This window comes from Croceitalea rosinachiae (genome assembly GCF_031846445.1).
Taxonomy (GTDB): domain Bacteria; phylum Bacteroidota; class Bacteroidia; order Flavobacteriales; family Flavobacteriaceae; genus Croceitalea; species Croceitalea rosinachiae.
The window spans coordinates 1,388,948-1,401,402 of record NZ_JAVRHR010000001.1 but is presented as its reverse complement, the minus strand read 5'-3'; the positions used below and the strand labels follow the sequence as shown (position 1 = coordinate 1,401,402).

The 12,455-nt window shown below is 37.3% G+C and carries 12 protein-coding genes; 6 read left to right on the top strand and 6 right to left on the bottom strand.

The features are described from left to right. Positions 1 to 3: 3 nt before the first annotated feature. The gene (locus RM706_RS06400; protein WP_311350199.1) at positions 4 to 747 is read left to right on the top strand and encodes a uroporphyrinogen-III synthase; all 744 of its coding nucleotides are present in this window, start codon (positions 4 to 6) and stop codon (positions 745 to 747) included. Positions 748 to 804: 57 nt separating this feature from the next. On the opposite strand, the gene pckA is transcribed toward RM706_RS06400, so the two are convergent. Next, positions 805 to 2,421: a phosphoenolpyruvate carboxykinase (ATP) gene (gene pckA / locus RM706_RS06395; RefSeq protein WP_311350198.1), complete on the bottom strand. Its 1,617-nt coding sequence runs from the start codon at positions 2,419 to 2,421 to the stop codon at positions 805 to 807. Positions 2,422 to 2,495: 74 nt separating this feature from the next. Continuing rightward, positions 2,496 to 2,879: a DUF423 domain-containing protein gene (locus RM706_RS06390; protein WP_311350197.1), complete on the bottom strand. Its 384-nt coding sequence runs from the start codon at positions 2,877 to 2,879 to the stop codon at positions 2,496 to 2,498. A gap of 79 nt (positions 2,880 to 2,958) precedes the next feature. Between RM706_RS06390 and RM706_RS06385 the strand changes: the two genes are divergently transcribed. From RM706_RS06385 to RM706_RS06370, 4 genes are all read left to right on the top strand, one after another. Next, positions 2,959 to 4,332 carry a saccharopine dehydrogenase family protein gene (locus RM706_RS06385; protein WP_311350196.1) on the top strand — a complete coding sequence of 458 codons (1,374 nt, stop codon included), beginning with the start codon at positions 2,959 to 2,961 and terminating at the stop codon, positions 4,330 to 4,332. A 48-nt stretch (positions 4,333 to 4,380) separates the two neighbouring features. After that, positions 4,381 to 4,851: an Lrp/AsnC ligand binding domain-containing protein gene (locus RM706_RS06380; RefSeq protein WP_311350195.1), complete on the top strand. Its 471-nt coding sequence runs from the start codon at positions 4,381 to 4,383 to the stop codon at positions 4,849 to 4,851. A 36-nt stretch (positions 4,852 to 4,887) separates the two neighbouring features. Continuing rightward, positions 4,888 to 5,208: a hypothetical protein gene (locus RM706_RS06375; protein WP_311350194.1), complete on the top strand. Its 321-nt coding sequence runs from the start codon at positions 4,888 to 4,890 to the stop codon at positions 5,206 to 5,208. 105 nt (positions 5,209 to 5,313) lie between these two features. Then, positions 5,314 to 5,835 (top strand): ferritin, encoded by a 522-nt coding sequence (locus RM706_RS06370; protein ID WP_311350193.1) that lies wholly within the window; start codon positions 5,314 to 5,316, stop codon positions 5,833 to 5,835. 74 nt (positions 5,836 to 5,909) lie between these two features. Here the strand turns inward: RM706_RS06370 and RM706_RS06365 are convergent, their stop codons facing one another. From RM706_RS06365 to RM706_RS06350, 4 genes are all read right to left on the bottom strand, one after another. Beyond that, positions 5,910 to 6,608, bottom strand: coding sequence for a zinc metallopeptidase (locus RM706_RS06365; protein ID WP_311350192.1), 699 nt, complete (start codon positions 6,606 to 6,608; stop codon positions 5,910 to 5,912). 149 nt (positions 6,609 to 6,757) lie between these two features. After that, positions 6,758 to 7,861, bottom strand: coding sequence for an alanine dehydrogenase (gene ald / locus RM706_RS06360; protein WP_311350191.1), 1,104 nt, complete (start codon positions 7,859 to 7,861; stop codon positions 6,758 to 6,760). Positions 7,862 to 8,060: 199 nt separating this feature from the next. Continuing rightward, positions 8,061 to 8,315 (bottom strand): SemiSWEET family sugar transporter, encoded by a 255-nt coding sequence (locus RM706_RS06355; RefSeq protein ID WP_311350190.1) that lies wholly within the window; start codon positions 8,313 to 8,315, stop codon positions 8,061 to 8,063. A 219-nt stretch (positions 8,316 to 8,534) separates the two neighbouring features. After that, positions 8,535 to 11,474: a leucine--tRNA ligase gene (locus tag RM706_RS06350; RefSeq protein WP_311350461.1), complete on the bottom strand. Its 2,940-nt coding sequence runs from the start codon at positions 11,472 to 11,474 to the stop codon at positions 8,535 to 8,537. A gap of 89 nt (positions 11,475 to 11,563) precedes the next feature. On the opposite strand from RM706_RS06350, the gene RM706_RS06345 reads away from it, so the two are divergent. Continuing rightward, complete coding sequence (locus RM706_RS06345) at positions 11,564 to 12,442, top strand: cell division protein FtsX (protein WP_311350189.1); 879 nt, start codon at positions 11,564 to 11,566, stop codon at positions 12,440 to 12,442. Positions 12,443 to 12,455 lie beyond the last annotated feature (13 nt).

Genomic DNA, 12,455 nt, shown 5'->3' with positions numbered 1-12,455 from the left:
CTTATGAAAGTAAAAACGATTTTGGTCTCTCAACCAGAACCAAAAATGGAAAACTCTCCTTATTCACGTCTCATTGAAAAATCAAAGGTCAAAGTTGATTTTAGACCCTTTATACATGTTGAAGGGGTTGCCGCAAAAAGTGTGCGCCAACAAAAAATTGACCTTAATGATTATACGGCCATTATTTTGACAAGCAGAAATGCCGTCGACCATTTTTTTAGAATAGCCGAAGAAATGCGTTTTAAGGTGCCAGATACTATGAAATATTTTTGCCAATCTGAGGCGGTAGCATTCTATCTTCAAAAATATGTAGTTTACAGAAAACGTAAAATATATGTTGGAAAGCGCTTATTTACAGACTTAATCCCCATGTTCAAAAAATACAAGGATGAAAAGTTTTTACTGCCATCCTCTGATACGCTTAAACCTCAAGTACCGAAAGCGCTGGATGATTTAAAATTAGACTGGAAAAGAGGTGTTTTTTATAAAACTGTAGTAAGTGATCTTTCAGATTTACGAAATGTATACTATGATGTTTTGGTTTTCTTTAGCCCTTCAGGAATTGAGTCTTTATTGAAGAATTTTCCTGATTTTGAACAAAAGGAAACTCGTATTGCCGTTTTTGGAAACAGCACGGTAAATGCTGCTACCAATGCAGGTCTTCGCATTGATATAAAGGCCCCAACACCAGAGACCCCCTCAATGACCATGGCACTTCAAAAATATATTGCAGATGCAAATAAATAACTTCCAAAAGGAGTAATAAACAAAAAACCCGATGTATTGACATCGGGTTTTCTATTTTTAATGTGCATATCGTTGCGGTCCACCCCGCCTGATTTCTTCGTTTGCGTGTTCTTCAAACTTTTTAAAATTTTCTCGAAACGCATTGGATAGTTTAAAAGCAGTTTTATAATAGGCCTCATCATCATTCCAAGTGGCCCTCGGACTCAAAACCTTAGTTGGTACTCCTGGACATTCCCTTGGTTGTGCAACTCCAAATACAGAGTGAATATGGTAATTATCATAGTTGTAAAGCCCAAGGTCACCATTTAAAGCAGCACTTATCATGGCCCGAGTATACTTCAATTTCATTCGTGTACCCACGCCATAGGGGCCACCTGTCCAACCTGTATTGACCAACCATACATCAACCCCAGATTCAATCATTTTTTTACTGAGCATTTCAGCATATTTAGCAGGATGTAATGGCATGAACGGCGCTCCAAAACATGCGGAAAATGAAGGTTGTGGCTCAACTACACCGGCTTCAGTTCCTGCAACTTTTGCCGTGTAACCAGAGATAAAGTGATACGCCGCCTGCGAAGGGGTCAGCTTTGAGATTGGAGGAAGTACCCCAAAAGCATCTGCAGTTAAAAAGAAAACATTTTTTACATTTTCACCTATTGAAGGCTCCTTAATATTATCTATATGGTAAATAGGATAACTAACCCTTGTATTTTGGGTTATAGTAGTATCTTCAAAATCAATTACCCCATTGTCATTTAGTATCACGTTCTCTAAAATTGCGCCTTTTCTAATAGCACCATAGATTTCAGGTTCATTATCTTTAGAAAGATTAATCACCTTGGCATAACAACCTCCTTCAAAATTAAAAACGGTATTTTTTGCCGTCCATCCATGTTCATCATCACCAATCAATTTTCGATTGGGATCAGTAGAAAGGGTGGTTTTACCAGTACCCGATAATCCAAAGAAAATAGCGGTATCTCCATATTCTCCAACATTAGCAGAACAATGCATGGGCAATGTATTTTTGAAAACGGGAAGAATAAAATTTAATGCAGAAAAAATTCCTTTTTTTATTTCACCCGTGTATCCGGTACCTCCGATTAGGGCAATTTTTCTAGAGAAATTCAAAATTGCAAAATTATGTTGCCTTGTGCCATCAATTTTAGCATCCGCCATAAAACCTGGAGCATTAATCACGGTCCATTCAGGTGCAAAAGCTTCTAATTCGGTATTAGTTGGTCTTAAAAACATATTATAGGCAAACATGTTGGACCAAGGATACTCATTTATGACGCGAATATTTAAGCGATAATCATCTTCAGCACATGCATAAGCATCACGAACAAAAAGCTCTTTTTCATTTAAGTAGTCTATAACTTTATCATGGAGCGCATCAAATTTATCTTCCTCAAAGGGAATATTAATGTCTCCCCACCAAATCTTGTCTTTCGTAATAGCATCTTTGACAATAAAGCGGTCCATTGGTGACCTTCCAGTAAATTCTCCTGTATTAACGGCCAAAGCTCCCAAAGATGATTCTACGCCCATCTCTTTTGCTATGGTAATGGCATGGAGGTCGTCTGAAGTTAATTGATAGTGAATGTTTGAATGATGAATTCCGTGCTTACCTAGCGAAATCGTTTTCGTTGATTGGGCATTAGTTGCCATAAACATTTAGTTTTTAGATGGTGCAAAGCTAAAAAATAATAATCCGACCACCTGCAAAATATTGTTCTATTGCTTTATTTTTTGGTTAAAACGGAATACAGTAAGACTCCCCAACCAACAATCAACAAGGTACCGCCGATCGGGGTAATAAAGCCAATCTTTTTAAAATCAAAAGATGTTATTACATTAGTGGCCAAAGCATAAATGGAGCCAGAGAACAATACTACACCGATCAAAACAATGTAAAAGATTGTCATTTTTGTACTGTTCGCAAAATTAGGAAGTATGCTCAATATCATTAGGAACAGTGCATGATACATTTGATATTTAACCCCAGTTTCAAAAGTGCTAATATCTTCTGGACCAATAACTTTTTTAAGTCCGTGTGCGCCAAATGCTCCTAGAACTACCGCTAGAAGTCCAAGCGTTATCCCTACTGCTAAAATTGTTTTGTTCATAACTCAAATTCCTTAATTCTTTAAAAATATAACAATTTGATACCTTAGTGCTCATTATTTACAAAGGTAACTCAATCTTATGTTGCGAAAAATATTAGTGCTCGGAGCCGGCAAATCAACCTCATACCTCATCGATTATTTTTTGGATAAATCTGAATCTGAAAATCTTAGTATTACGATTGGTGATTTAAATCCTGAAAATATTTCTAAATCCATTCATCAGCATTCAAACTGTAATGTTATACATCTTGATATTTTTAAAGATGATGATAGAAAAAAAGCTGTAAAAGCAGCTCATATTGTAGTATCTATGCTCCCAGCCCGCTTTCATATTAAAGTAGCTGAAGATTGTATTACTTATAGTAAACACTTGGTTACCGCTTCTTATGTGAGCGACGAAATCAAGAAATTAGATGATTCTGCAAAGGCCAAAGAACTTGTTTTTATGAATGAAATAGGGCTTGATCCAGGAATTGATCATATGAGCGCTATGGAAGTGATTGATCGCATACGTGAAAAAGGCGGCAAAATGTTACTTTTTGAATCATTTACTGGTGGCTTGGTCGCTCCTGAAAGTGATGATAACCTTTGGAACTACAAATTCACTTGGAACCCCAGAAATGTTGTGGTCGCGGGTCAAGGCGGAACAGCAAAATTCATTCAAGAAGGCACATACAAGTACATTCCTTATCATAGGCTCTTCAAACGCACAGAGTTTCTAGATATTGACGGCTATGGCAAGTTTGAGGCCTATGCCAATAGAGATTCGTTATGGTACAGAGAGGCTTATGGGCTTCAAAACGTACTAACACTTTATCGGGGTACCATGCGAAGGGTTGGCTTTTCCAAAGCATGGAACATGTTTGTACAATTAGGTATGACCGATGACAATTACACCATCGAAAATTCTCAGGGAATGTCTTACCGCGAATTTGTGAATTTATTCTTGCCTTACTCACCCACTGATTCCGTAGAGTTAAAGCTAAGACACTACTTAAAAATTGACCAAGATGATATTATGTGGGGCAAACTTTTAGAGCTTGATTTATTTAATTCTGAAAAAGCCATTACACTAAAAAATGCAACACCAGCTCAAGGGTTACAAGAAATTCTGGAAAGAAGTTGGACGCTAAAGACCGATGAAAAAGACATGATTGTCATGTATCATAAATTTGGTTATGAACTGGATGGCATTAAAAAACAAATAGATGCCAATATGGTGGTCATTGGTGAAACTAAAACCCATACTGCTATGGCAAAAACTGTTGGATTACCAGTTGCCATTGCCACACTGCAGATTCTAAATAAGAACATCACCACACCTGGAGTTCAAATACCTATTTTAAAAGAAGTTTATGCTCCCATTTTGAAGGAGCTTAATACTTTTGGAATTAATTTTAAGGAATATCAAGTACCTTACTTAGGTTATAATCCGGATTCTGTGGCTAGTTAAAAATTTAAACCATTTTTATACCTTTGAATTTCCAATTCGTTTCGAATCATGAAATCTTCTAACAGTTTGGTTAAAATAGATGGTATTGACAAGAAAATACTCAGGTATTTGATGGAAGATGCAAGAAGACCTATCTTAGAAATCGCACGGAATATTGGCATCTCTGGAGCAGCGATTCATCAAAGATTGCGAAAGTTAGAAGCATCAGGGCTTTTATCTGGTTCTAAGTTTGTTATCAATCCGAAAGCACTAGGCTACACCACCATGGCTTATATTGGTATTTTTTTAGATAAAGCCATGTCAAACCCAAGAGCTGTAGCTGCCTTAGAAAAAATTCCCGAGGTATTGGAATGCCACTATACCACAGGCAATTGGTCGATTCTCATTAAAGTATTGTGCCAAGATAACGAACATCTGATGCAGGTGTTGAACAAAAAAATTCAACAAATAGAAGGGGTCTCTCGCACGGAAACTTTTATTTCATTGGATCAACAAATTGACAGGCAGATTAGGATTTAATTTGATTCAGTCTAAATAAGTTTTATATTTGTAGTCATGATTTTGTTGGATAGTTCAAAATATTACTCCATTTACCAAGACATTTATCACCGTCGTTTCCACGTAGATTTTGGGCAAAAGTCAGTTTCATTGTCTTTTTGTCAATTATTGGCTCTCCGTGAAAAAATAAACGCTATCTCAGTCACCTCCCTTTTTGATTCAGAAACTAATGCGCATGGTCTTTTCTTTTTGACCTTGTGCAACAACGAACATTTGTTTGTACTAAATATTTTAGAGGTACTTGACCTAAAAACCTTAGTTCAAAATAGCTTTGCAGCAATGGGGCTATCACGGAAAATTGTTCCAATTACAGCATAGTTTTTATAACTTATTTTAAATCAGTCTAAAACCAATTATAAATTAGGTTCAAAATCTTTACATGTCTATTCATTTTGTACTTTTAATGCACAAATTAATTTAGCTATGAAAGACATTGCAAGACAGCAACTCAGCATACAGGTAGAGTCAATGGACCTACTCAACGGACAGATTAAAATGGAAGCCCATGCTTCAGCTGCCTATTTAGCCATGGCCTCTTGGTGCGAGCAAAACGGATTCTTTACCAGTGCCAAATTTTTCTTTCAACAGTCAGACGAAGAGCGCGGACATATGATGAAGATTTTTCGTTTTTTGGTTGATGCCGGCGGAAACCCCATTTCACCTGAGGTAACAGGAATAAATCATGAGTTTTCTTCAATTCTAGATGTTTTCGAGTCTTCTTTGGAACATGAGATACGTGTTACAGAATCAATTAAAAATATTGTAAAAAAGGCAAGAGCATCTGTAGATATCACCACCGAACGATTTTTAGATTGGTTCATTCTTGAACAAGTCGAAGAAGAGAATACTATCAGAGACATTCTTGATATGATTGAACTCACTGGAATGGAGGGTGTCGGCAAACAACTGATTGACGATAAAGTTGCAGATTGGATTGAGGGTTAAATTTTCAAAACTATAGAAACATAAAAAAAGGGGAAGTCTAGACTTCCCCTTTTTTTATTTACGCGTAATAATTTCTAATCCCTACTTGCCACTCGCATTGCGAAGTATAATAATGTAGCCAAAGCACCAATAGCAGCAACAACATAAGTTCTGGCCGCCCATTTTAATGCATCTTCTGCACCTGCATATTCTTCTTGACTAACCACATTCTTATTCTTTAACCATGCTAATGCTCTATTGCTAGCATCGTATTCTACTGGTAATGTGATAAAACTAAATAGTGTTCCAATACCATATAATGCAACACCTACCCATGCAATGGTTCCGCCAATTGCGGTTGTGCCCATAAGCGCCAAACCTCCAAAAATAACCCACATTGAAAAGCGAGAGGTCACATTTAAAATGGGTACTAATTGAGAACGCATTTGCAACCAACTGTATGCTTGTGCATGCTGCACGGCATGACCCACTTCGTGAGCAGCAACCGCCGCTGCAGAAGCATTACGTTGTGCATAAACTCCTTCACTTAAATTCACCGTCTTATTTGCCGGATTGTAGTGATCTGTTAGCATTCCAGGTGTTGAAATTACCTTAACATCACGAATACCATGATCATCCAACATTTTTTGGGCAATTTCCGCTCCGCTCATTCCATTTCGTAAATGCACTTTTGAATAGTGCTTAAACTTACTTTTCAATCGACTACTGACCAACATGCTAAAAAGCCCGAAGACTGCAGCGATGACTATATAACCCATATCAAATCCAAACATAATTTTGCTTTTTAATTATTTTTAAAGATAGTAAGAATCACATATTAAGTGTAAATACCATCTAAAATAAGTAAAGCAAAAACCTCGCCAAACGTCCTGAGTTAGCATTTCAGAACATGACGAGGCCTCTTATACTGACATAATGTTAGTTAAACCAAAACTGGCGCAACTAAATCAAAACTTTCAATAATTTCTTTGTATACCACTTCTCCCTCTACAATATTCAACCCTTTTTCTAAAGATTTATCCATCCTGCAAGCACTCTGCCATCCATTATTCGCCAATTTAAGTACATAGGGTAAGGTTACATTAGTTAATGCTACAGTTGATGTATAAGGCACTGCACCTGGCATATTGGCAACGCAATAGTGTACTACATCATCAATGATATAAATAGGATCTTCATGAGTGGTTGCCTTTGTAGTTTCTACACAACCCCCTTGATCAACGGCAACATCAACAATAACGGCTCCAGGATTCATTTCTTTTAGCATATCCCGGCTAATCAAATTAGGCGCCTTAGCTCCTTTTAACAGTACCCCTCCAATAATCAAATCATGGGTTTTTATATGCTTTCTAATATTGAACTCATTAGAAAATTCGGTAACGACATGTGACGGCATCACATCATTTACATAGCGCAAACGCTTCATATTAACATCAAGAATGGTCACATGTGCCCCAAGACCTGCTGCCATTTTTGCGGCTTGAATTCCTACTGTACCGGCACCTAAGACCAAAACCCTACCAGGTGCCACACCTGGAACGCCACCTAATAAAACGCCTCTACCTTTTTTAGGCTTTTCTAAATATTTTGCCCCTTGTTGAATAGCCATTCTACCGGCCACCTCAGACATGGGTGTCAAGAGCGGTAAAGTACCCTCTTCATCTTCAACAGTTTCATATGCAATACAAACCCCTTTTTGCTTGATCATAGCTCTGGTCAACGATTCGCTAGAAGCAAAATGGAAATATGTAAATACGATTTGCCCTTCTTGAATCAAATCATACTCTTCTTTTATCGGCTCTTTCACCTTTACAATCATCTCGCTCATGGCATACACTTGACCAATAGTATCTAAAATTATAGCTCCGACCTGTTGGTAATCACTATTAAAAAACCCGCTGCCCTCACCTGCACCAGATTGAACATAAACGGTATGGTCATTCTTTATCAATTCAAAAACTCCAGCTGGAGTCATTCCAACTCTGCTTTCATTATTCTTGACTTCTTTAGGTACACCTATAATCATTTTGCTATTTATTTAGATTCATAAGCCAAAAATGATTCAAAAAAATGAGCGAGGAAAGAAAAAATCGACAAAATGCATCTATTTTATCATAAAAAACAATAATTATGATTTATAACCCTTATTTTTGTAGGGTTAGTTTTCATAATTGTAAGTTTATTTAATAATGACCCCTATTTTTTATAGGGGTTACTTTTTATAACTATTTATGCTTAATTTTCAGGATCAACATAATCAATACAAGAATTGCCGTAATAGCATTTGCTAAAATGATAGCTAAACTATCATATTGAATACCATAAATCAGCCAAAGAATAAGCCCCACAAACAAGACCAAATACATGGTGAATGAAATATCGGCAGTTGATTTCTCTTTCAATGCCTTATAAACCTGGGGTACAAAAGCAGTTGTTGTACAGGTAGCGGCTATCAAGCCTATAATTTCTATAGTTTCCATAATTCGTGTTAAATAAAAGAAGTTTCTAAAATGTCAGTTCGAGTGATTTTTTGATAAGAATCGTAACGAGAACTATTTTAGAAACTAAAATTCTTATTCTCGATACAAATTTTACATACTACCCGTAAAATTCACTCGAATTGACAGAATTTTGTGAAAATACACTACGACGAGTCAAACTAAGCGATTAAGCAGTTTTAAAACCTTTTAAAGGCAAAACTACCCCACTATATTCACAATCTTACCCGGAACCACAATCACCTTTTTAGGAGTTCGACCTGCCAATTGCGTCTGTGTCTTTTCATTAGCCATTACGGCGGCTTCAATTTCATCTTTGCCCAAATCTAAAGAAAGCTCCATGGTAAAGCGCATTTTTCCGTTAAAAGAAATGGGGTACTCTTTACTACTCTCCACCAAATACTTCGCTTCAAATTTTGGAAATGGAGCTTCGGAAATAGATGCCGTATGCTCTAGTTTTTCCCAAAGTTCTTCCGCAATATGCGGTGCATAAGGGGAAACTAAAATAGCCAAAGGCTCTAAAATAGCTTTACTGTTGCACTTCTGAGCAGTCAATTCATTGACACATATCATAAATGTAGAGACCGAAGTATTAAAGCTAAAGTTTTCAATATCTTCCTCTACCTTTTTAATGGTCTTATGAAGCGTTTTTAAATTCTCCTTTGTCGGTTCTGCATTATCAATACTCAAATAAAGTTTCCAAAGTTTTTTTAAGAAGGAGTGCACACCTGTAATACCTGCCGTATTCCATGGCTTGGATTGCTCTAAGGGCCCTAAAAACATTTCATAAAGTCGCAACGAATCTGCACCATATTCATCACAAATCGCATCAGGATTAACAACATTGTATTTAGACTTGGACATTTTTTCCACTTCACGACCTACAATATACTTTCCATCTTCTAAAATAAAAGTAGCGTCCTCATATTCTGGTTGCCATTTTTTAAAGGCTTCAATATCCAATTCGTCGGAAGAATTAACTAATGATACATCCGCATGGATCCTGTCAAAATGCTTCCAAAATGTTTCTCCAATTGTTTTGCCTTCGGGCTTAGAATTCAAATTATCCAACATACTTTTTAACTCACTGGAATAATCATCAATAAAGCCCTTCTTTTCAACTGCTCTTTCAATTAGTTTACTTGAAATAAAAATTGTTCTGCTTAAAAGGTTTTGATTCCATCTATACACAAAAGCACTCGTTCCTGTAATCATCCCTTGATTGATCAGTTTTTTAGCAAACTCATCTTTAGGTGCTATACCTCTGTCAAATAAGAATTTTTGCCAAAAACGACTGTACAACAAATGCCCAGTGGCATGCTCACTACCCCCAATGTACAAGTCCACATCTTCCCAATAGTTAATAGCTTGTTCAGAATAGATAGCGTCATCATTTTTGGGGTCCATGTAGCGGTTAAAATACTGTGAACTGCCTGCCCAACCAGGCATCGTATTCAATTCCAATGGAAAAACTTCTACATTATCAATCTTCTCATTTTTAACTACTTCCGCCTTGAGGCGGTCCCAAGCCCAATAGGTTGCATTCCCTAAAGGCGGTTCACCGGTTTCCGTAGGCAAGTACTTTTCTACCTCGGGCAATTTGATGGGTAAATATTCATCAGCAATCATTTGAGGCATACCATCTACATCATAATACACAGGAAAAGGCTCTCCCCAATAGCGCTGACGACTAAATACAGCATCACGCAATCTGTAATTGATTTTACCTTTTCCTTGACCTAGCTGCTCTAATTCGAAAATGGCTCTTTTGACAGCTTTTTTATAGGGTAAGCCATTCAAGAAATCTGAATTGGCTATGATGGTCTTTTCTTTATCGGCAAAAGCTTCTTCAGAAATATCGACCCCTTCAAAAATATTGGGAATGTCAATACCAAAATGTTTCGCAAAATCATAATCGCGTTGATCTCCACATGGAACAGACATAACAGCACCAGTTCCATAACCTGCCAAGACATAATCGCCAATCCAAATTGGCACAGGTTCTTTGGTAAAAGGATGTTCTGCATAGGCCCCCGTAAAAGCACCAGATATGGTTTTTACATCGGCCATTCTATCACGTTCAGAACGTTTTGCAGTAGCATCGATATAGGCATCAACTTCAGCTTTTTGTTCAGGAGTAGTAATTTTCACCACCAGTTCATGTTCAGGCGCCAAGGTCATAAATGATGCGCCAAAAATAGTATCGGGGCGAGTGGTGAACACTTCTATTTGGTGAGATTCCTCGTCGCCTTGCTCTCTCGGAATGACATTGAAAGTCACAGAAGCACCTTCAGAACGACCAATCCAATTGGTCTGTGAATCTTTTAAGGGTTGCGGCCAATCAATGGTATCCAAACCATCTAACAAACGCTGGGCATAGGCCGTAATACGCATCATCCACTGTGTCATTTTTTTACGAATCACAGGATGTCCACCACGCTCAGAAACCCCATTCACGATTTCATCATTGGCTAATACGGTCCCTAAAGCCGGGCACCAATTGACCTCGGCGTCCGCCAAATAAGTCAATCGATATTTAAGTAAAATTTCTTGTTTTCTTTTAGTCGAAAAGTCATTCCATTCTACAGCAGAAAACTCAAAAGTATCATCATCGCAAACAGCATTTACAGATACGTTTCCTTCTTTTTCAAATAAAGCAATCAAGGTTTCAATCCCCTCAGCCTTATCAGCATCTTTATTGTACCAAGAATTGAACAGTTGAATAAAAACCCACTGTGTCCATTTGTAATATTCAGGATTTGAGGTCCGAACTTTGCGGCTCCAGTCAAACGAAAACCCTAACCTATCTAATTGTTCGCGATATCTGTTGATATTGGTTTCGGTAGTGATTGCAGGATGTTGCCCGGTTTGAATCGCGTACTGCTCTGCAGGCAATCCAAAGGAATCATACCCCATTGGGTGCAGCACATTAAACCCTTTATGTCTTTTATAACGAGCGTAAATATCTCCCGCAATGTAGCCCAATGGATGGCCTACATGCAATCCCGCACCAGAAGGGTAAGGAAACATGGATAGGGTATAATATTTAGGCTTATCAGAATTATTATGGGCCCTGAAAGTTTGGTTCTCTGCCCAAAATGCCTGCCATTTCTTTTCGATTTGATTAAAATCGTAGTTCATCATTTACGCGTCTTATATAATGCGCAAAAATAGTGGTAATCCCCTTAAAACCGATTTACTTTTCTATTTTTACACATCAATTTTGCATTATGGCCCAATATATTGAACGGTATCAAAGAAGACGCTTGATTTCCTCCTATTTTTCGGTGGTGTTGAGCATTGCATTGGTGCTTTTTCTTTTAGGGATTCTAGGCATGTTGGTTATAAATACCAAGAAGTTAGCAGACCATTTTAAAGAACAGATTACTATTTCCGTCTTTCTAAAGGATAATGCAAAGCCAGTGGAAATTGACCAGCTTCAAAAAAGTCTGGCAATGGCCGATTATACCAAGTCTGCCGTTTATGTCTCTAAAGAAGATGCCGCAGAACAGTATAGTGAGGATATTGGAGAAAATTTTCAAGAATTTTTGGGGTATAATCCCTTAAAAAATTCGGTCGATGTCAACCTGAATGCTGATTTTGTTTCACCCGAACAGGTCGAGGAGATTGCCACCAACCTTAGCACAAAAACCTATGTGGATGAAGTGAGTTATGACAAGCCTCTGATATCACTTTTAAACGACAATGTAAAAAAGATTAGCCTTTGGATTTTAATTGCAAGTGCTATTTTTACTGTTATTGCAGTATTACTTATAAATAGCTCCATACGGCTTTCTATTTATTCTAAACGATTTATTATCAAGACGATGCAAATGGTGGGGGCTACTAAAAAATTCATCAGAAAACCTTTTATTGCTACCAACCTTAAACTAGGAGTTTTTGGTTCGTTGCTTGCCGTATTGGCTTTGGCAATTGTGCTGTATTATGTAAATTCTAATTTTCCAGAACTGAATCTTTTTCAAGATGTTTCAGTATTGGCTATTTTATTTACAAGTGTTCTACTATTGGGAATCTTAATCTCATATATCAGCACCTATTTTGCTACTCAGCGTTTTCTCAATTTAAGAACCGATGACCTATATTATTAAAACAAAAAAGTAA

Excerpts from the sequence above, each read along its gene's own strand:
- RM706_RS06400 (WP_311350199.1), top strand. The coding sequence starts at position 4 with ATGAAAGTAAAAACGATTTTGGTCTCTCAACCAGAACCAAAAATGGAA.
- pckA (WP_311350198.1), bottom strand. The coding sequence starts at position 2,421 with ATGGCAACTAATGCCCAATCAACGAAAACGATTTCGCTAGGTAAGCAC.
- RM706_RS06390 (WP_311350197.1), bottom strand. The coding sequence starts at position 2,879 with ATGAACAAAACAATTTTAGCAGTAGGGATAACGCTTGGACTTCTAGCG.
- RM706_RS06385 (WP_311350196.1), top strand. The coding sequence starts at position 2,959 with ATGTTGCGAAAAATATTAGTGCTCGGAGCCGGCAAATCAACCTCATAC.
- RM706_RS06380 (WP_311350195.1), top strand. The coding sequence starts at position 4,381 with ATGAAATCTTCTAACAGTTTGGTTAAAATAGATGGTATTGACAAGAAA.
- RM706_RS06375 (WP_311350194.1), top strand. The coding sequence starts at position 4,888 with ATGATTTTGTTGGATAGTTCAAAATATTACTCCATTTACCAAGACATT.
- RM706_RS06370 (WP_311350193.1), top strand. The coding sequence starts at position 5,314 with ATGAAAGACATTGCAAGACAGCAACTCAGCATACAGGTAGAGTCAATG.
- RM706_RS06365 (WP_311350192.1), bottom strand. The coding sequence starts at position 6,608 with ATGTTTGGATTTGATATGGGTTATATAGTCATCGCTGCAGTCTTCGGG.
- ald (WP_311350191.1), bottom strand. The coding sequence starts at position 7,861 with ATGATTATAGGTGTACCTAAAGAAGTCAAGAATAATGAAAGCAGAGTT.
- RM706_RS06355 (WP_311350190.1), bottom strand. The coding sequence starts at position 8,315 with ATGGAAACTATAGAAATTATAGGCTTGATAGCCGCTACCTGTACAACA.
- RM706_RS06350 (WP_311350461.1), bottom strand. The coding sequence starts at position 11,474 with ATGAACTACGATTTTAATCAAATCGAAAAGAAATGGCAGGCATTTTGG.
- RM706_RS06345 (WP_311350189.1), top strand. The coding sequence starts at position 11,564 with ATGGCCCAATATATTGAACGGTATCAAAGAAGACGCTTGATTTCCTCC.